This window comes from Paraburkholderia franconis (assembly GCF_009362735.1).
Lineage (GTDB): Bacteria > Pseudomonadota > Gammaproteobacteria > Burkholderiales > Burkholderiaceae > Paraburkholderia > Paraburkholderia franconis.
Window position 1 is genome coordinate 1 of the sequence record NZ_WHNP01000107.1, and the last position, 17,562, is coordinate 17,562.

General features: G+C 61.9%; 20 protein-coding genes and 1 pseudogene. 13 read left to right on the forward strand and 8 right to left on the reverse strand.

Going from position 1 to position 17,562, the window contains the following annotated elements; translation table 11 throughout:
- A partial coding sequence (locus GCT13_RS48875; RefSeq protein WP_193727931.1) for a hypothetical protein occupies window positions 1-465 on the forward strand: 465 nt, incomplete at its 5' end.
- Between the two features lie 208 nt (window positions 466-673).
- On the opposite strand, the gene GCT13_RS43250 is transcribed toward GCT13_RS48875, so the two are convergent.
- The 3 genes from GCT13_RS43250 to GCT13_RS43260 all read right to left on the reverse strand — a co-directional run bounded on the left by GCT13_RS43250 (window position 674) and on the right by GCT13_RS43260 (window position 2,211).
- Entirely contained in the window at window positions 674-991 is a 318-nt protein-coding gene (locus GCT13_RS43250) for a CcdB family protein (RefSeq protein WP_131243766.1), read from the reverse strand.
- Window positions 991-1,233 carry a type II toxin-antitoxin system CcdA family antitoxin gene (locus GCT13_RS43255; protein WP_152767889.1) on the reverse strand — a complete coding sequence of 81 codons (243 nt, stop codon included), beginning with the start codon at window positions 1,231-1,233 and terminating at the stop codon, window positions 991-993. The genes GCT13_RS43250 and GCT13_RS43255 overlap by 1 nt, the downstream gene beginning before the upstream one ends.
- 117 nt (window positions 1,234-1,350) lie before the next feature.
- The gene (locus tag GCT13_RS43260; RefSeq protein ID WP_152767890.1) at window positions 1,351-2,211 is read right to left on the reverse strand and encodes an IclR family transcriptional regulator; all 861 of its coding nucleotides are present in this window, start codon (window positions 2,209-2,211) and stop codon (window positions 1,351-1,353) included.
- Between the two features lie 292 nt (window positions 2,212-2,503).
- Here GCT13_RS43260 and GCT13_RS43265 point away from each other — a divergent pair, with 292 nt between their 5' ends.
- The 7 genes from GCT13_RS43265 to GCT13_RS43295 are packed head-to-tail and all read left to right on the forward strand — an operon-like array spanning window position 2,504 to window position 9,302.
- Entirely contained in the window at window positions 2,504-3,607 is a 1,104-nt protein-coding gene (locus GCT13_RS43265) for an ABC transporter ATP-binding protein (protein WP_152767891.1), read from the forward strand.
- A complete protein-coding gene (locus GCT13_RS43270; protein ID WP_152767892.1) occupies window positions 3,600-4,505 on the forward strand; it encodes an ABC transporter permease in 906 nt (301 codons plus the stop codon). The genes GCT13_RS43265 and GCT13_RS43270 overlap by 8 nt, the downstream gene beginning before the upstream one ends.
- 35 nt (window positions 4,506-4,540) lie before the next feature.
- The gene (locus GCT13_RS43275; protein ID WP_152767893.1) at window positions 4,541-5,335 is read left to right on the forward strand and encodes an ABC transporter permease; all 795 of its coding nucleotides are present in this window, start codon (window positions 4,541-4,543) and stop codon (window positions 5,333-5,335) included.
- Entirely contained in the window at window positions 5,335-5,676 is a 342-nt protein-coding gene (locus GCT13_RS43280; protein WP_152767894.1) for a (2Fe-2S)-binding protein, read from the forward strand. The genes GCT13_RS43275 and GCT13_RS43280 overlap by 1 nt, the downstream gene beginning before the upstream one ends.
- The gene (locus tag GCT13_RS43285) at window positions 5,673-7,115 is read left to right on the forward strand and encodes an FAD/NAD(P)-dependent oxidoreductase (protein ID WP_152767895.1); all 1,443 of its coding nucleotides are present in this window, start codon (window positions 5,673-5,675) and stop codon (window positions 7,113-7,115) included. Before GCT13_RS43280 ends, GCT13_RS43285 begins: the two co-directional genes overlap by 4 nt.
- Window positions 7,108-8,235 (forward strand): NAD(P)/FAD-dependent oxidoreductase, encoded by a 1,128-nt coding sequence (locus tag GCT13_RS43290; protein WP_152767896.1) that lies wholly within the window; start codon window positions 7,108-7,110, stop codon window positions 8,233-8,235. The genes GCT13_RS43285 and GCT13_RS43290 overlap by 8 nt, the downstream gene beginning before the upstream one ends.
- Before the next feature lie 20 nt (window positions 8,236-8,255).
- Entirely contained in the window at window positions 8,256-9,302 is a 1,047-nt protein-coding gene (locus GCT13_RS43295; protein ID WP_152767897.1) for an extracellular solute-binding protein, read from the forward strand.
- Between the two features lie 127 nt (window positions 9,303-9,429).
- Here GCT13_RS43295 and GCT13_RS43300 read toward each other — a convergent pair whose 3' ends face one another.
- Window positions 9,430-10,827, reverse strand: coding sequence for a hypothetical protein (locus GCT13_RS43300; RefSeq protein ID WP_152767898.1), 1,398 nt, complete (start codon window positions 10,825-10,827; stop codon window positions 9,430-9,432).
- 235 nt (window positions 10,828-11,062) lie between these two features.
- Here GCT13_RS43300 and GCT13_RS48880 point away from each other — a divergent pair, with 235 nt between their 5' ends.
- On the forward strand, window positions 11,063-11,227 hold the full coding sequence (locus tag GCT13_RS48880; RefSeq protein WP_193727932.1) for a hypothetical protein: 165 nt from the start codon (window positions 11,063-11,065) through the stop codon (window positions 11,225-11,227).
- Between the two features lie 64 nt (window positions 11,228-11,291).
- Here GCT13_RS48880 and GCT13_RS43305 read toward each other — a convergent pair whose 3' ends face one another.
- Window positions 11,292-11,909, reverse strand: a complete 618-nt coding sequence (locus tag GCT13_RS43305) for an SEL1-like repeat protein (RefSeq protein WP_152767899.1) — start codon at window positions 11,907-11,909, stop codon at window positions 11,292-11,294.
- 666 nt (window positions 11,910-12,575) lie between these two features.
- Here GCT13_RS43305 and GCT13_RS43315 point away from each other — a divergent pair.
- On the forward strand, window positions 12,576-13,100 hold the full coding sequence (locus GCT13_RS43315; protein ID WP_152767901.1) for a PRC-barrel domain-containing protein: 525 nt from the start codon (window positions 12,576-12,578) through the stop codon (window positions 13,098-13,100).
- 54 nt (window positions 13,101-13,154) lie between these two features.
- On the opposite strand, the gene GCT13_RS48885 is transcribed toward GCT13_RS43315, so the two are convergent.
- Both GCT13_RS48885 and GCT13_RS43320 read right to left on the reverse strand, forming a co-directional pair.
- The gene (locus GCT13_RS48885; protein ID WP_193727933.1) at window positions 13,155-13,328 is read right to left on the reverse strand and encodes a hypothetical protein; all 174 of its coding nucleotides are present in this window, start codon (window positions 13,326-13,328) and stop codon (window positions 13,155-13,157) included.
- A 26-nt stretch (window positions 13,329-13,354) separates the two neighbouring features.
- Window positions 13,355-14,617 carry an IS4 family transposase gene (locus GCT13_RS43320; protein ID WP_227747314.1) on the reverse strand — a complete coding sequence of 421 codons (1,263 nt, stop codon included), beginning with the start codon at window positions 14,615-14,617 and terminating at the stop codon, window positions 13,355-13,357.
- Between the two features lie 351 nt (window positions 14,618-14,968).
- Between GCT13_RS43320 and GCT13_RS50140 the strand changes: the two genes are divergently transcribed.
- The 3 genes and pseudogenes from GCT13_RS50140 to GCT13_RS43340 form a co-directional block, all read left to right on the forward strand.
- On the forward strand, window positions 14,969-15,121 hold the full coding sequence (locus tag GCT13_RS50140; protein WP_227747315.1) for a hypothetical protein: 153 nt from the start codon (window positions 14,969-14,971) through the stop codon (window positions 15,119-15,121).
- Window positions 15,122-15,326: 205 nt separating this feature from the next.
- Window positions 15,327-15,545 (forward strand): hypothetical protein, encoded by a 219-nt coding sequence (locus GCT13_RS43330; RefSeq protein ID WP_152767903.1) that lies wholly within the window; start codon window positions 15,327-15,329, stop codon window positions 15,543-15,545.
- Between the two features lie 514 nt (window positions 15,546-16,059).
- Window positions 16,060-16,316: pseudogene (locus GCT13_RS43340) on the forward strand (integrase); the annotation flags it as partial.
- A 68-nt stretch (window positions 16,317-16,384) separates the two neighbouring features.
- Here GCT13_RS43340 and GCT13_RS43345 read toward each other — a convergent pair.
- Window positions 16,385-17,562 (reverse strand): arsenic transporter (locus tag GCT13_RS43345; RefSeq protein ID WP_152767905.1); only part of this gene is annotated, 1,178 nt, incomplete at its 5' end.

Consider the following 17,562-nt stretch of genomic DNA (forward strand, 5'->3'; position numbering starts at 1 on the left):
CAACCGCACGCGCAAACCATCCACTTCGCAAGCGAGAAAGTCTGCTTTGACCACGCCGAAGCCGTCCGTGACCGTGAAATCGGCACGGAAAGGCAAGGTCGCGACGCCGACCGCGAAGTCCGGCCCCGCCGCCATGAAAAAGCCCAGGGGCAACACCGATCCCGGCACGTCGAAGACGAACCGTTCGGTCGCGTCTCAAAAGCCCGTTGCACGTCCGCGTACTACGTCGAAATCCGCGAAACGCCGCGGGTGATCTTTTGTCCCGCGTTTCACCGCTTGAGCCGGCGACCTGTTTCGCGCTTACATCGTGTCGAGATTAAGATGAGATGTGGCGGATTTTTGAATCCTGCCGACTCTCTGATTGAGTGGGACTACGGTGTCGCGATTTCGCCGGCGACGGCCAGGCGCTACCTCAAGGCGCGGATCACGAGTGCGCAGAAACTCAATATAGGCGAATATCCATAGGTATCCTACATTTTAGGCACGCTTGCGCATCGACCGACAATCAAAGGTCGTCAATTTCGGGGATAGGGCCCGGCAGCAGCTGCATGCAAGAGTTGCAGGTCCCGGACCCTTGCATAATGCGGCCGGGGGAGAATATGGCTTGATGCTGGCGAGGGATGTCGCGTCAACCGATTGGGTCCCGTTTGGTAATGCCAACAGCAGTGCCCGATCAGTAGCCGCCCAGCAGACGGTCAAGCGCTGCAGTGATCTTGTCCCGATGCTCCCGCAATGAGCCGATCGACGGGCCAAGCTCGTTTAACGGAACAGATGCAATGAACGCCGGGTGCATCAGGCATTTGACGCCAGCGATCTCGAAGGACGGCGTGAAATCTGCTGGCAGTTTGCCGGGAGGGAAAGAGTCCGCACGAATCAGCGGGACAACAACCCGAATTGTCAGGCCATCGAGAAAGTCGCTCTGCACGTCGACAAGGTACGGCGTATTCGCCTTGCTTTTACCGGGGTTGGCATAAACTTCAAATCGCGCCATCAAAACATCCGGTATTCAGCGAGTGGAAGGCCATTCTGTTCGACCCAGTCGTTGGTGTTCTTAATGAACTCCGCGTTCTCCTGCGCCCAGCGCCGACCTTCCTCGGCCTTGATTGCGTCGCGCAAAGCCTGCTCGCACGCACGTGAGAAGTTGATGCCCAGTTCCTTCGCCCGCTCATAAACGTCAACAGGCAGCGTGACATTGGTCGCCTTACGTGACACGGCGGCAGTTGCATGTGCCATGTGAGCCTCCATGTGGATGAATATGCGCATATCTACCCACATTCTACACATTATCAATGGCTTCCGCTGCGTCAGTTCTGTCTTAGGCGACGATAATTCGACATAAAAACCGCCCCATCAGGCAATCGGCTCCGTCGTCATCGCGCGCGTGAGTCCATGCATCGGCCGCCGCATCGCGACGTCGAACGGATTCACCTGTGGGCCGATGAGGTCCGCTTGTCGCCTGAGCAGTTCGACGACCATCGGCAAACGGTCCTCGCCCAGCCGCGCCGACAACGTGCCGACACTGAGCGCCGCCACCGCGCAACCCGTCCGGTCGATGATTGGCACAGCGACCCCTGCCATACCTTCGAGCACGCCGCTGTTGCGCCCGGCGTAGCCTAGCCGCCGCACGCGTTCGATCTCCGTGCGCAAATAGACTTCGTCGAGCACGCCATAGCTTCGGAGCCTTGGGACGTTGAAGCGGATGATCTCCTCGCGCTCCGCTTCAGGGAGAAACGCGAGTATCGCAAGACTGCCCTGGCCGACGCCCAATGCGATGCGCCCGCCGATATCACCTGTGAACGAGCGGATCGGAAACGGTCCTTCGCACATGTCGAGACACACAGCATCGAAGCTGCTTTTGACGAGCAGAAAGATCGTATCGCCGAGGCTTGCGCACAACCGCAGCAGCGCGGGCCGGCAGAGCGCGCGCATGCCGCTCGGATTGCCCGCCTGCGCAGCGAGCGCAAAGAAGTCGACGCTGAGCCGATAGAGCTTCGTGTTCTGATCCTGTTCGACGACGCCTTCCGCGATCAGCGCATGCAGAATGCGATGCACGGTCGCCTGCGTGAGCCCGACGGCCTTCGCGATGCGCGTCACGCGGCCGCCTTCGGGTTGACTCTCGCCCAGCGCGCGGATAACGGCAAACGCGCGTTGCAGCATGCCTGCACCGGGCATGTCGGGCTGCGCGGCGTCTCGGTCGTTCGAAGGTTCCATCAGCAATCTCGATTGGTATTCCATTGAGCGGAATACTAGCCGATGCGCCGCTTGAAAACAATCAGGGTCCGCGCTTGCACACATTCAACCCGGTTTCAGTAATTTCACTGACCGCACACAGCGAAATACGCAGCACACGCAGAGGACCAGATATTTCACCAAATGGAATAATATGGCATTATATATCGCTACACGGAATTTGATGTTGACGCAGCGAAATTTGGCTGGCTAGAGTCGGTACCACAGACACCCGTCGATTCAACCGGCGCGCTCGCACCAAAAGGGCCAGACCATGTCGTTCCTCACGTTGACTGACGTTTCGAAGTCGTTCGGCGACCTGCATGCCGTCGCGGGCATCAACCTGTCGGTGGAAAAGGGCGAGTTCGTCTCGCTGCTCGGTCCGTCGGGCTGCGGCAAGACGACGACGCTGCAGATGATCGCGGGCTTCATCGAAACGACGCGCGGCCGCATCACGCTTGACGGCCGCGACATCACGCACACGAAGCCGAACAGGCGCGGCCTGGGCATCGTCTTTCAAAGCTACGCGCTGTTTCCGCACATGAGCGTCGCGCAGAACGTGAGCTTTGGACTGGAAATGCGCGGGGTCGACAAGACCGAGCGCAACGAGCGCATATGCGAAGCGCTTGCGCTGGTTCGGCTCGATACGCTCGCTCATCGTTTCCCGCGCGAGTTGTCGGGCGGGCAGCGGCAACGCGTCGCGATTGCGCGCGCGATCGTGATTGCGCCGCCCGTTCTGCTGCTCGACGAACCGATGTCGAATCTCGACGCGAAGCTCAGGGAAGACATGCAGTTCGAGCTGCGCGCGATCCAGCGCAAGATCGGCACGACGACGATCATGGTCACGCACGATCAGTCGGAAGCGCTGTCGATCAGCGATCGCGTCGTCGTGATGGAAGCAGGGCGCATCACGCAGACGGATACGCCATATCGTGCATACGAACGGCCCGAAAACCGTTTCGTCTCGCAGTTCATCGGCAAGGCAAACATGCTTGCGGGCACCGTCGTTGCCCGCGACGGCGACGCGATCCGCATCGACTGCGGGCACGATCTCGCGCAGACGGGCAGCATCGCACAACTGTCTTCGCAAGGGCAAGGACATGCGCATGCGATCGATGTCGGCGATTCCGTCACGCTGTGCATCCGCCCCGAAAAGCTGCGCCTGTGCGTGCCCGGCGAAGGACGTCTATCGGGCAAGGTGACGAGCCGCTTTTTTCTCGGCAGTCAGTGGCTTTACCGGCTCGACAGTCGCGTCGGCGAAATGCTCGTGTGCTGCCAGAACGAGGGCAACGAGCCGTTTTCGGAAGGCGCGCAAGTGGGTATCGACTGGCATACCGATTCGCTGCGCCTGATCGCGGAGGAGCGTGCTCATGGATAGCACGCTGCCCGCAACGCAAGGCACGAGCGCCCGTGCGCCGCGCGCCCCGTGGCACGCATTCGTGCCGCTCTGGCTGATGAGCGCGCCCGCGCTTGTACTGTTCGCCACGCTCGTGCTCGTGCCGCTCGCGATGACATTCGCGCTGACCTTCTATCACTTCGATCCCGCAATCGGCCCGATTGCTGCATTCGACTTTCACAACTACGTCGAAGTGCTCGGCTCGTCATACTTCCATACGATCTTCCTGCGCACCTTCGGCATCGCGCTGCTGACGACGGTGCTGTGCGTCGCCATCGGCACGCCCGAAGCATATGTGCTGTCGCGCATGCGCGATCCGTGGCGCTCGATCTTCCTGCTGGTCATTCTGGCTCCGCTGCTGGTGTCGGTCGTCGTGCGCGCGTTCGGCTGGAGCATGCTGCTGAACATGAACGGCCTCGTGAACCAGGCGTTCGCGCTGCTCGGGCTTGGACCGTACAAGCTCGAATACACGACGTCCGCGATCGTCATCGCGCTGGTGCATGTGATGTTGCCGTTCATGGTGATCCCCGTGTGGACCGCGCTGCAACGGCTCGATCCGCAGACGGAGAACGCGGCGCTTTCGCTGATGGCATCGCCCGCGACGACGCTGCGCCGAATCGTGCTGCCGCAACTGATGCCCGGCATCCTGTCGGGCAGCCTGATGGTGTTCGGGCTTTCGGCGAGCGCATTCGCGATCCCGGGCCTGCTCGGCGGACGCCGCCTGAAAGTCGCGGCCACGGCCGTCTATGACCAGTTCCTGAGTTCGATGAACTGGCCGCTTGGCGCGACGATCGCAGTACTGCTGCTGATCGCGAACCTCGTCGTGATGCTCACCTACTACCGCGTGCTCGAACGGCGCTACGCCCGCAGCATGGGCTGACGCGACGACGCAAGCAAACATACCGGCGAATCATCATGCGCAAGAACGGCCCTATCGCACTCGCGTTCCACACACTCGTGATTCTTTTCGTGCTCGCGCCTCTCGCGATCGTCGTGCTCGTTGCGTTCACGCCCGACGAAACGCTGACGCTGCCGACGCACGGATTCTCGCTGCGCTGGTTTCGCGCGATTCTCGATTATCCCGACTTCATCACGGCCTTCTTCAACAGCCTGAAGCTGGCGTTCGCTTCGGCGACGCTGTCGCTCGTGATCGCGCTGCCCGCAGGCCTTGCAATCGGCCGCGCGCGCTTTCCGGGACGCAACTTTTTCAATGCACTGCTGCTGTCGCCGCTCGTGATTCCGGGCCTCGTGCTGGGTATCGCGATGCTGCGTTTTTTCGCGCTGATCGGCGCAACAGGTTCCTTCGTGTGGCTGATTCTCGCGCACATGGTCGTGATCACGCCGTTCGTGATGCGCCTCGTGCTTGCGTCGGTGAGCGGGCTGGATCGCAGCATCGAGCACGCTGCCTCATCGCTTGGCGCCGACGCGTGGACCACGTTCCGCCGCATCACGCTGCCGATGATCATTCCGGGCATCACGGGCGGATGGCTGCTCGCGTTCATCAACAGCTTCGACGAACTCACGATGTCCGTCTTCATTACCTCGCCGCAGACGGTCACGTTGCCGGTGCGGATGTACATGTACGCAACGGAATCGATCGACCCGATGATGGCGTCTGTTTCCGCGCTCGTCATCTTCATCACGGCGGGCGCGATGCTGCTGCTCGACCGCGTCTACGGCCTGAACCGCATTCTGATCGGCCAGCACTGATGGCATCTCCCGCTCTCGCTCACATGTCCAGTCCCAACAGCCAGTTGCTACGCGTCGCCGAAACGGGACGCGCGCCGTTGTCGTTCTTCCTCGATGGTGTCGAAGTCGACGCACTGACGGGCGATACCGTGCTCACGGCCATTCTCACGCAGCAGCGTCACGTGCGTCACAGCGAATTCAGCGGCGAACCGCGCGCGGGCTTTTGCATGATCGGCGCGTGCCAGGATTGCTGGGTGCGCTGCGAAGACGGCGCGCGGATACGCGCCTGCTCGACGCTCGTCCGGCAAGGCATGTGCGTCGTGACGAATCGCGTGTCATGCGTCGACGGGAGCGCGCGATGAATGGTGAGCATCCAGTGGTAATCGTCGGTGCCGGCCCTGCTGGCATTCGCGCGGCGCAGACTCTGGTTGCCGCGGGCATTCGACCCATCGTGATCGACGAAAACGCGCGCTGGGGCGGACAGATCTACCGGCAACCGCCCGCCGACGCCGGGTTTCAGCGCACGAAGGCGACGCTGTACGGCTTCGAAGCGAAGAAGGCCGATGCCGTGCATCGGACGATGCGCGATCTGCTGCCTCACATCGACTATCGTCCCGAAACGCTGGTATGGGGCTGCGAAGCGCATTGCCTCGATACGGTGTGCAATGGACGCGAGGCGCGCGTGCCGTTTACGCATCTGATCATCGCGAGCGGCGCGACCGACCGCGTGCTGCCCGTGCCCGGATGGACGCTGCCAGGGGTCTATACGCTGGGAGGCGCGCAGGTCGCGCTGAAGGCGCAGGGTTGCGCGATTGGGCGGCGCGTCGTGCTGGCGGGCACGGGGCCGTTGCTCTATCTCGTCGCGTACCAGTACGTGAAGGCGGGTGCGCAGGTCGAAGCCGTGCTCGACACGAACGCATTGTCGCGCCAGGTCGCAGCCGCGCCGACGCTCATCAGCCAGCCATCTACGTTCGCTAAAGGTATCTATTACGTTGCATGGCTGAAGGCGCATGGCGTTAGAGTCGAGCGCGACGTGACACTGGTCGGCATCGACGGCGCAAAGGGCGTGACAGGCATTCGCTTCAAGGCTTCACACGACGATTGCGCGAAAGCGCGCGTCGACACGATCGCATGCGACGCAGTGGGCCTGGGCTTCGGCTTGCGGCCGGAAACGCAACTGGCCGATCTTGCCGGCTGCCGTTTCCATTTCGATCAATTGAGCCGCTGCTGGTTGCCCGACCGCGACGTCGCGGGGCGCAGTTCGCTGCCGGGCGTCTACGTCGCTGGCGACGGCGCGGGCGTCGCCGGCGCGGACGCTGCCGAACTCGCGGGACGCCGCGCGGCGCTCGCGTTGCTCGACGATCTCGGCGTCGCGCATCCACGGCATCTGGACGGCATCGATGCCGCGGCGCTCGAACGGCGCCTCAAGCGTATCGCCGTGTTTCGCACGGGCATCGAAGCGGCCTTTGCACCGCCGCAACGACCAGCGAAGCAATGGCCCGACGACATGACCGTGTGCCGTTGCGAAGAGGTCGATGCGGGTACGCTGCGCCGATGCATTCGCGACGGCGAGGCGACTGAGATCAACCGGCTCAAGGCGTTGACGCGCATCGGCATGGGACGCTGCCAGGGCCGCATGTGCGGCGAAGCGGCCATCGTGCTCTTGAGCGTAGAGACGGGTCGCCCGCTGGAAAACGTCGGACGGCTGCGCAGCCAGGCGCCCATCAAGCCCATCCCCATTTCACCGATGCTGTTCGACGACGGGGTCGCCGCCATTCCCGAGGAGGCGCGCGATGAGTGATGCCGCCCACTACCAGGTCGTCGTTGCGGGCGGCGGACTGGTCGGATCGTCCGCAGCGCTTGCGCTCGCGCGGCGCGGCGTGCGCGTCGGCCTGTTCGAACGGCGTTACTGCGGCGCGCGGGCGAGCGGCGTCAACTACGGCGGCGTGCGATGCCAGGGCAGACCCGCCGAGCAGCTGCCGCTCGCGATGCGCGCGCGGCGCATCTGGGACCGCTTGCCGGAACTGATCGGCATCGACGGAGAACTCGTCGTGTCGGGACATCTGCGTCTTGCGCGGTGCGAAAGCGATCTCGCCGTGATCGAAACATGGGCCGCGATGGCGCGCGAGCATGGACTCGCGACCGAACTGATGAGCGGCGCGGCGTTTCGCAAGCGCTATCCGTGGCTCGGTGATGCGGCGCTTGGCGGATCGCTGTGCATGAGCGACGGTCACGCGAACCCGCGCCTCGTGTCGCCCGCCTTCGCGCGCGCGGCGCAGCGGGTGGGCGCTGTCGTGCGCGAGCAGACGGCGCTGACCGACATCGCACACGACGGCACGCGCTTTCAGATTCACGCGGGCGACGAGCACATCACCGCCGACTGGCTGATCAACTGCGCCGGCGCGTGGGCGAACACGGTGGCGGGCTTTTTCAGCGAGTCCGTACCGATGAAGCCGATCTACCCGAACATGTGGGTCACGGAGCCGCTGCCACGCTTCATCACGCATAACCTCGGCGTGGTCGGCGGCGGTGTCTACGCGCGCCAGGTCAAGCGCGGCAACTGCGTGATCGGCGGTGGACGCGGTCATGGCGACGGCGAATATGCGCAACCGTCGACACAAACGACACGCGCTGTGATGCGGGATGCCTGCGCGCTGCTGCCCGCGCTGCGCGATGCATTGCTGATCCGCACGTGGAGCGGTGTCGAAGGCGAAACGCCCGATAGCAACCCCGTGATCGGCGCGAGCCAGAAGGTGCCGCGTCTGCTGCATGCGTTCGGTTTTTCGGGCGGCGGCTTTCTGCTTGCGCCCGGTGTCGGCGAAGTGTTGGCCGACCTCGTGATCGACGGCGAGACGTCGACGCCGCTCGATGCGTTTGCGATCGGCCGCTTCGATCGAAGCGCGATCCCGATTGTTCTTTAGTCATGTCAAGGAGACCCACGATGAAGCTGTCAAGCACGGTTGCGGCACTGGCCGCTGTGTTCGCGATCGGCGTTGCCGCTCCCGCCTGGTCGCAAACCAAAACGATTTACATCGGCATGAACGGCGGACCGATGGAGAAGGCCTACACGAGCCAGGTGCTGCCGGACTTCGAGAAGGCGAATAACGTGAAGGTGGTCGTGGTGCCGGGCACGTCGTCGGATGTGCTGGCGAAGCTGCTCGCGAATCGCAATAGTCCGCAGATTCACGTCGCGTTTCTCGATGACGGCGTGATGGCACGGGCCGTCAACATGGGCGTGTGTCAGAAACTCGATGATTCGCCCGTGCTGAAAGAGCTGTATCCGTTCGCGCGAATGAAGGACGACATCGGCGCGGGCGTGCAGCTCGGCATGACGGGCATCGGCTACAACACGAAGCTGTTCGCGGAGAAGGGCTGGGCGCCGCCTACGTCATGGATGGACTTCGCCAATCCGAAGTACAAGGGCAAGGTGGTGTTTCAGTCGGCGTCGAGCAGCACTTTCGGCCTGCACGGTTTTCTCGCGATCAACCGGCAGTTGGGTGGCAGCGACCAGAACGTCGAGCCGGGCTTCAGCAAATGGTCGAGCACTGTAGGGCCGAACGTTGTCGAATACATTCCGAATTCGGCGAAGCTCTCGGAGATGGTGCAGACGGGTGAAGCAGGCCTCTTTCCGCTGACGCCGACGGCCGTCGGCGATCTGCAGGATAAGGGCATTCCCGTCGCCTATGCGAATCCGAAGGAAGGCGCGGTGTTGCTGCTCGTCGATCTTTGCGTGGTGAAGAACAACACCGATCCGCAACTTGCGCAAAAGCTCGCGCAGTTTCTGCTGTCCGCGCCGGCTCAATCGAAAGCGGCGGCAGCGGGCAAGCAGATTCCAACGAACGAGCACGCGACGATGCCGCCCGCGATGCAGAAGAGTCTTGGCAATCTCAACGATCTGGTGAAAAAGGTGACGGTCGTCGACTGGGATTCGATCAATGCGCATCGCGCGCAATGGGATCAGCGCTGGAACCAGCAGATCGAGCAGTGATGCAGTGATGCGTGCACAACCGGTCGTCCCGTGCGGCCGGCCACCGTTGGGGGGCCTCATGCAATCCGGCGCAAATCCAGACGGCCTGGCGCGCACGACGGATCGGCCGATCGACGCCGCAAACGCCTTACAACAGGACCGCCTGCTGTAGAAGTTCCAGAGCTTTCAATTCGTCCAGCCGACCCGTGCGTGCCTTACCCGCCAGCGTCTTGATCAATGCTTCCGCTATCGGTGCAATACCGTGGAGATTGTCCAGGCTGGCCACGGTAGCGAAGGGGAGCGGAGCCGGACTTTGCTGCGGGTGCGCGGAGACGGACAACGATTCGGGCATCGACCCGGAGGGTGCAGATGTGACTGCCGGGACCGCTTCATCATTTTCATCGAATGAACGGCTGGCAAGGTCGTCGGGGGAATCATTTAAATCAGCTCGCGGGCTGACGACGATCGTCTCCCTGCCTTCCGCGACGCCCGCCGAAACAGGTGCGGGGCTTTCCGATGCATCCAGGGCGGTCGCACGCTCGCGCCTCGTGCGCACCTTCCCGTCGACGAGTTTCCCCTGTACGCCATCGTTCGTTGCTGGCGCAGGCGACTCATGTTGTTGAACGGATGCGCGACCGCGTGGAGCAGGCGCAAGCATACGCGACACTGACTCTGGAATGTCTGCTTCCATGCGCGGACTGTCTAACCAGCCAACTGGCAATCCGAGTCGCTCCGTGAACCGGTTTGCTTCCACACTGTCCATGCGCTTCTTGCCATGTAGCCGATCGGCGATGTTGAATCCACTCATCTCCATGACCACACCGAGTCTTACTTTCGATCCGTTGCGACGGGTGAGAAGGCGAAGGTTCGCGCGTCGGATGTTCTCCACCTCGGCGCTGTCGCTCAATGCCAGCGGTTGCTGTTGCGGCGTCTTACGAGACGGCTTGTTTTTCGAATGCGAAGCTTTGAGCGGGGCATGAGGTTTAGGCTGCTCAGGCTTTTCGCTTCGACTATTCTTGACGGCTCTCGGCGAACCGCCAGCTACTTTCTTTGGCATTTGCGCTTCCTCGGACAAACTATCCTCAGGAACTGGTTGCTGGTCGACGGTCCTGGCAGGAGCCGGCTCAAGTGCTTCGGACTCTGCGTCGAATCCTTCACCGATTTGAACGAAGTCGAGCGGTGACTTCAGACGAGCGATGGTCTCGTCCGCGAGCGCAGGATTGGGCTGGTCAAAAAAGCCATGCGGTAACCCAAGCGTGGTTTCCATGTGAAAGGCGGTCTCGGGCGTGAACCGCTCGCCTTTCATCAGTTCGGCCACGCGCGTCATGTTCGATTCGAGTGCAATGGCGATATTCTCTGCGCCTACCGCATCGACCAGAAACTGAAACGATCGTATTTTGAAGATGGAGGCAGTACGGGCGGAGTCTCGGGGAGGCGCCTTCACATACGGAGGTCCCGGCCGTTGGGGTGGAGGCTTTTTCTCGTGATGAGGTTGGCGTTGGCCGTTGCGCCGGGATCCCGCATATCGCCCGCGGGCTTGACTCATAAAATACGGCTCCATGCGACGTTGATTCTGGACCTGTTGATTATAGACGAGGCGATGCCGGCATTCGACGGCGTCCTCATGCTGTCACATTTCGGGATCAAGCTTTTCGCCCTCGGTAGTCAGCCCACGGTCGTGGGCGTCATGCGGCGCCCGTCACCGTAAAACCTGACGACCGGCGTTTCTCTCTTTGCATCAGGAGCCTCCCGTGTTGAGCGCCCACTAATTCGCAACATTGATGCTGGTCAAGGACTCCGCCGATCACATTGCTGATCGCGAAGAACTTGGTGCGTTGCTTGAACGCCAGCTTGTCGCACTGGAGCGACTTGCGGACGGGGCAGTACGCCCTCGCATCACGGAGGACGGAGAGTCTCTTCTCCGCAACCTTGCCTTGATCAACTGATGCGAAATATCCGTCGGGTGCCGCCTGAAATCTGCCAACCGCACGACTCGCGGGCGGCAGGAACTCAACGCAGCGCTTCCAGGCGGCGTTGGCAGATTTTGTCATCTCCACCGCGCCGATAGCTCTGCATGGCCTTCGTGCGGTCCGGGATAAAGCTGTCGCCGGCGCCCCAGGCGCCTTCCCAGAAGAGTCCGAGATTGTGTGCCGCGGCCCTGTGGCCCAGTTCAATGGCCTGCTCGTAAAGCGAGCGCGCGCGGCTCACATCGACCTGCATACCCCGTCCGAGCCGGGCGCTGTCGGCCAGCGCGGCGGCGGCCATGCCCCGCAGACGGTCTTCCGCGGTTTCATCCTTCATCACGTCTGCAAGGATCGCGTTACCTCTGTCAAAGTCCGCCTCTCCACCTGTCGGCGTGACCAGGGAAATGGCCATTGCCATTCGCCAGGCTGGATGGCGATTGACGCCAATGCGCTCAAGTAACCAGCGACCCAGACCCGGGGCATGGCTTAATGTGCTGGTGAGTAGCGCATTTGCGATGGCGGCGAGCGACTCGGGTGACAGGAAGCCGGTCTTGTTTGCCGCTATGACGTGACGGGAGAACTTTTCCACATCGAGTGCAGGGTCGGCGCGACGCAACTGATGCCATTCACGCTCGATGGTTCCCACCCAGCTTTCCATTTGCATGGTGAGCAATCCGTTGGTGAAGACTGCACCTGATTCTAGTTCACCTTTGACTGAAATTGCAATTATCGGTTTTTGTTGCGGTCCCGCCGTTTCCAGCCGACCGTGAAGAATGCCTCGGGGACGACGGGGAATTGCTAGTTGGCACGGAAGCGCAGGTACCTGTCGAGCTTGCCATGGAGCCTTCGCGCGAGGCAGCCAATGCGATCCATTGGGCCACGTCACATGGTGGCGCGGCGCGAAACTTGCTCAGCTACCCTTGTAGAGCACCATACATTGCGAAAGACGGAGAGCGGGCATGACAGCGCGAGGCAAGATGAGTGACAAGGCGGAGCGAGACCGGCAGGCACAGCAGAATGAAGAGGAAAGGACTGTCCCGACCGATGTTTCCGGGTCTTCTGATGAAGGCACAACGGTGCGCGGGGTGCGAGTGTGGGAGGATGATCTCTCGCAGATAGCACATAAGCCGGACGATTGAGCATCACGCCACGGAGCACGGCTGTGCCGATGTCAGCATGTCCGTCATGGATCGCTGATCGAGCGCTACGTTTTTGACGCACGCCGCCCTGTGAAACAGCATCACCAACTATAAGAGACCGTCGTGACTATTCCACCGGGTGCTGCCACGTCGTTTCGCAAATCCGTTGTTGATAGATAAGGAGTGCTATTTTGAATCCAACCCATCAGTCCGCCAGTGAAGGCGGAGCACAGATCACGCGCACGAGCGCCGAACCGGCCGACGGGCCGGGTCCCGATGTGATGGCTGCTGCGGCACTCGACGGCAATACCGTGCTGAGCGCCGACGGTGACGACGTAGGCAAGATCAAGGAGATCATGCTCGACGTGCGCACCGGCCATATAGCGTACGCGGTGCTGGCAAGCGGCGGGTTTCTCGGTATCGGCGGCAAGCTACTCGCGATCCCGTGGGCCATGTTGACGCTCGACGCGTCGCGCGAACGCTTTGTAGTGTCGGCATCGTCCGAGCAGATCAGGAACGCACCTGGCTTCGACAGGGATAACTGGCCGGCGATGGCCGATCCGGACTGGGCCACCAGCGTGCATGCATACTACGGCAGCAAGCCATACTGGGGAGGTCGCACGGAACTACCCGTCGACGAGCGCGGCGACATGCGGATTGGCGAAAGCGTCGCGGATTCGCCAGCGTCGCCGGAGCGAGGGGACGTCAAACTTTAACACTGGCGACACGTGCGTCGCCCGGCCTCACACGAGCGCTGGCCTCCACAGGTGCTACTCAAGCCTGCTGGCCGGGTCCATGCGACCATGCAGGATGCGGACAACGAAGATCGTAACGTCCTGCAGACGATAAAAGGTTGGATGCCGGCCTGCCTGGGATAAATGGCCCTCTCGGTTCAAAACAAGCTGTCTGGCGATGGGAGTGCGAGACTTGATGACCAGGTTCATGGTCAATCCTCGCAACTTAAGGATTACTACATGACTGCCTTTGAGGCGAAAGCCTTGTGTGGCTTGGGTTGCGGCGGTCGAGGACGTGTTCGACCGGGCACGAACTGGAAGACGTTGTCAGCAATATGACGCAGCAGACGGGCAAGATCATCAAGCGGTAGGAGCGCGTTGGACAGCCATCGGGGCAGACACTGCCGGATATGGGCAAAGGCGCGTGTGCGATTGATCTTGAGCAGCGCGTTCTCAGGCGACAGAAGCACGGTGGGGGTGTCTGTGCAGATGCGCCCATCACGCTCGGTGAGCGCTTCGAGACACAGCAGCGAGTTGAGATTGTCGCAAAGCACTTTGGCGGCAAGATCCTGTTGATGCGCGAGCCAGCTCAGCCCTGAGACACTTTCAAGGTCGATGCGATGTTTGATTCTCCGAAACGCTTCCTCCACACGCCACCTCTGATGGTAAAGCACGCCGAATTCGGCGGCGGGCCATTGGTTGGCATCAAGCAGACTGGTGACGAGCACACGAATAAGGCCCTCCGGCGTCACTACACGGATGAGGCGAACCTTGACTGGCGCGCGTTCCAGCTCATAGTCAGCCGCATCCTGACGATTGGGGGCGGGCAAGGTGACGACTGCCTCAGGCGCACCGCTGCGAAGGAATGCTTTCACGGTCTTGCCGCCGATATCGTCGATGCGCATGCAGAAGCGGATGCCGCGTGCCTGAAGTGCGGCCATCAGCCACGAGGCGGGGTAGCCACGATCAAGCACGAGCAGATCGTTTTCGCCCAGCAGATCGAGGTGTTCGAACAGCATCTGGCGCTCTCCGGTATCGGTGCCATACAACGTGGCGCGCAGCATCATCTCGACGCCGGGCAGGTACAAGGCGAAGACCTTGGCGTAACGGATCACGCGCCGCGTGGCATCACGGGTAGTCAGGCGCACGTCGCTGGCGTCCGCGGCGACTATGCGCAGCCCGTGCCAACGCGGCACGCCGAGGTGCTGTTCAACCAGCGCAAGCAGGTGCTGCGTCAGATCGGTGAATACGATGTGCGGCAGGTTCTGGCGGGCTTTGGAAAGGGCCTGCGCACTCACGCACCGAACCAGTTCGGCCTGGTTGCGAAGCACAGCGAAGAAGCGGTCGAGCTCGGTCTGAACGCTGGCCCGGTTGCCGCCGAGGAACCAGCAGATCAGGGTGACGAAATCGAGCGTGCGTCGACGGCTGAAATGCCGTGCATCGGTGATATGGCGCGCGCGCAATTGGGCGGAATGCAGGTAGGCGATGAACTCATTCAATATGGGGTTAACCCGAGTTCATATCGTGAAATAAGGAGGATATCGACGGACTGCATCTTAACCGTCAAATCCTTTGTTTACAAGGGTCTGCGGCTAAGTTGCGAGGATTGGGTTCATGGTGACGGTAGGCTCCGACGACACGATCGAAACCATCATGGAGAGCTTTGAGCAGGCGGGGGTTCATCACCCCGCGCGTGACTGGACAACCCGCCCCGCTATCGTGTGGTGACCTGATAGAGGCAACGCCTTGAAGCGCTGAAATTCAAGGTCGATGAGCTAAAGGCGGAAGCCGGGAGCATCCGGAGCGAACTGGAAGCCGTACGTGACGACGAACAGGAAGCTTTCGACAACATGTCCGCAAGCAGGCAATCCGGCGAGCCCGGGCAAAATGCGGAAGCGTCCATTGGCAACCTCGACACGGCCATCAGTGCGCTCGATGAAATTGAAGACCTGACGGACCTCGTCGATGCCATCGAAGCGCTCGGCGATGCGGAGAACGGATAACGTGTCCACGGTTGTTGCCCGGCCTGCAGCGCGAGAGACCCGGCATCAAGGAAGACGCCGCCCAGCGCTCCAGGTCGCGTCGTTTTTTAAAGGCGTGTGACTGGTTCAAAAAATCCGGTTCCCTGACGTCAACGGAACCGGGCCCGATGCGTTTTGACAGTGGACGACGCAATGATTCGTCGCCTTCCCCCCACTGGAGACTCCAATGAAGAAGCTTGCTGCCGCCTTGATCACATCGCTGTTTGCGACTGTCGCATTCGCCCAGGCGTCCGCACCTGCTGCGACCGCACCGGCAGCCACCGCTACCGCAGCCACCGCTACGGCTCCGGCCACGGCCGCCACGACGCCGGCGCCTGCACACAAGACGACGAAGCACATGCACAAGGTGAGTCACCACGTGACGCACAAGAAGGCGGCGCAATAAGACACGGCCTCGGCGCGAAGTATCAGAACCCTGCTTCGGCAGGGTTTGATGCTTTGAGCGATCGGCCCTGAACAGGCAATCGTGTAGACCTCGTCAAAGTGTTCGCGGCAGTCGTGGGCGCGGCCCGCATTGGTCTCTCTCAAACAACAACGCTGCCTGATGCGAATGCGAGCACCTTGCCGCCAAGGCATTCGCGGCGGCCCGTGGGCGGGACCGTCAGAGTGGACAAGCTGGCGCTTGTGCCTCTCAGAATCCCGCAAACGCTGCCTTATGCGAGCGCGAGTGCCTTGGCTCTTCACGTCTTGCGTCGCGCATCTGATCCGTGTCGGTTCGTGAGCACGTTGAGTTTGGCGCGCCGGAGCACTTTTTGACACCGTCCTCAAGGCTGTCAGCTGACTGGTCGGAACGTGTATCCGACCGACAAGAACGTGACGATCGGATCCAGCCTGAGCTTGGATTCGCTCCTGACCTGACCAACGGCAGGGTTCTTCGTGAGCCTCGCGCGGCAAGGTGGCGGTTCTTCGTGCTGTTGCCCGATGCGGTCCAGGACGAGCGGCCCGGGACGGCCGAGAAGCTGCGCCGGGCGAGCCCGCACTGGATGCGGCGCATACACGCGTCACATGTGCTGGCGCGGGGCACCGAGCTGATCACATGGTGCGCGACAATTTGCGCCTTTCGATCTCGACGACGTCGACCTATCTGCATAGCGACGAAGTGCAGCGCGCCCGGCAGTTCGATCAGGCGTTTGCCGCACGGGACTTCAGGCAGTAGCCGTTTATATCCACCTCCCGCATAAGCACACGAATTTTCATAACTTCGCTGCCTGGCGCCGAGCGCAATCATGCAAGCCAAAGTGCCGCAAGCGCGACGAGCAAGGCCGGCGGCATGGCGACCAGGCCCAGCCTGAGAAACTCGAGGGCTCGCACATCAATCCCTTCGCGCCGTAGCGCCGTCAGCCACAGGATGGTAGCCAGCGATCCGGTGACGGACAGATTGGGACCCAGGTCGATACCGACCAGAACCGCGTTCAACACGTGGAGTGGCGCATGAGCCGCCACCACGGTGTAGCCGGCAATCAGGCCGGCCGGGAGATTGTTGATGAGGTTGCTGGCCAGTGCGACGGTGATGCCCGACAGCCAGCCCGCCTGTGATGCGGGGTCAAGCGACAGGGGGCTCATCGCATGAGCCAGCCAGTCGATGACCCCCGTCCGTTGGAGGCCTTCCACGAGCACGAAGAGACCGGCGACCAGTGGCAGGACGGACCACGAGATTTCCGCGAGATAGCCCCACAGGAGCCGCCGCTTCTGCATGCAAACGCCTGCGAAGACTGCGATGCCGGCTGCGAAGGTCGGCCAGCCTAACGGTGCGCCCAAGGCCGAAGCGCCGACCATGAGAACTGCCATCATCGCGAGGCCCCAGCCGGTTGCCTTGCCGGCAGCAGAGAGTCTGGGGATGTCCGCCTCCTTCCCGATGGTCTGAGTCAGCGACGCACGCAGCAGGAAGCGGAGAGCGGCGTAAGTCAAAACAATTGAGATCACCGACGGCAACCCAAAGCACGCAATCCACGCCGCAAGCGTTGGCATGTGCTCGCGAAAGATGACCAGATTCGCGGGGTTCGAGATGGGCAGCACGAAACTCGCCGCGTTCGCGACGAATGCGCAGATGTACAGATACGGCAGTGGTCTTTCGGCCCTGACCGACCGTACCACAGCGAGGACTGCCGGCGTGAGGACCACGGCCGTCGCATCGTTGGACATCAGGATAGTCACGACCGTGCCGACACAGTACAGCAGGAAGAACAGGCGCGTAGCCGAACCGTTTGCCTTTCGCGCAGCGAGCACCGCCATGTAGTCGAACAGTCCTTCCCTGCGCGCTAACTCTGACGCCAGCATCATGCCGGTGAGGAACAGATAGACGTCTGTGCCCTTGCCGACGGCATGCAGGGCCTCAAGCCACGGCAGCCTGCCCGAGACGCACAGCGTCAGGGCGCCGAGCACGGCCCAGATGGCTTCGGGGA

Bases quoted from the DNA above. Each gene is read 5' to 3' on its own strand.
- GCT13_RS43250 (WP_131243766.1), bottom strand. From the start codon at position 991: ATGGCGCGATTTGAAGTTTATGCCAACCCCGGTAAAAGCAAGGCGAAT.
- GCT13_RS43255 (WP_152767889.1), bottom strand. From the start codon at position 1,233: ATGGCACATGCAACTGCCGCCGTGTCACGTAAGGCGACCAATGTCACG.
- GCT13_RS43260 (WP_152767890.1), bottom strand. From the start codon at position 2,211: ATGGAACCTTCGAACGACCGAGACGCCGCGCAGCCCGACATGCCCGGT.
- GCT13_RS43265 (WP_152767891.1), top strand. From the start codon at position 2,504: ATGTCGTTCCTCACGTTGACTGACGTTTCGAAGTCGTTCGGCGACCTG.
- GCT13_RS43270 (WP_152767892.1), top strand. From the start codon at position 3,600: ATGGATAGCACGCTGCCCGCAACGCAAGGCACGAGCGCCCGTGCGCCG.
- GCT13_RS43275 (WP_152767893.1), top strand. From the start codon at position 4,541: ATGCGCAAGAACGGCCCTATCGCACTCGCGTTCCACACACTCGTGATT.
- GCT13_RS43280 (WP_152767894.1), top strand. From the start codon at position 5,335: ATGGCATCTCCCGCTCTCGCTCACATGTCCAGTCCCAACAGCCAGTTG.
- GCT13_RS43285 (WP_152767895.1), top strand. From the start codon at position 5,673: ATGAATGGTGAGCATCCAGTGGTAATCGTCGGTGCCGGCCCTGCTGGC.
- GCT13_RS43290 (WP_152767896.1), top strand. From the start codon at position 7,108: ATGAGTGATGCCGCCCACTACCAGGTCGTCGTTGCGGGCGGCGGACTG.
- GCT13_RS43295 (WP_152767897.1), top strand. From the start codon at position 8,256: ATGAAGCTGTCAAGCACGGTTGCGGCACTGGCCGCTGTGTTCGCGATC.
- GCT13_RS43300 (WP_152767898.1), bottom strand. From the start codon at position 10,827: ATGAGTCAAGCCCGCGGGCGATATGCGGGATCCCGGCGCAACGGCCAA.
- GCT13_RS48880 (WP_193727932.1), top strand. From the start codon at position 11,063: ATGCTGGTCAAGGACTCCGCCGATCACATTGCTGATCGCGAAGAACTT.
- GCT13_RS43305 (WP_152767899.1), bottom strand. From the start codon at position 11,909: ATGCAAATGGAAAGCTGGGTGGGAACCATCGAGCGTGAATGGCATCAG.
- GCT13_RS48885 (WP_193727933.1), bottom strand. From the start codon at position 13,328: ATGAACCTGGTCATCAAGTCTCGCACTCCCATCGCCAGACAGCTTGTT.
- GCT13_RS50140 (WP_227747315.1), top strand. From the start codon at position 14,969: ATGTCCGCAAGCAGGCAATCCGGCGAGCCCGGGCAAAATGCGGAAGCG.
- GCT13_RS43330 (WP_152767903.1), top strand. From the start codon at position 15,327: ATGAAGAAGCTTGCTGCCGCCTTGATCACATCGCTGTTTGCGACTGTC.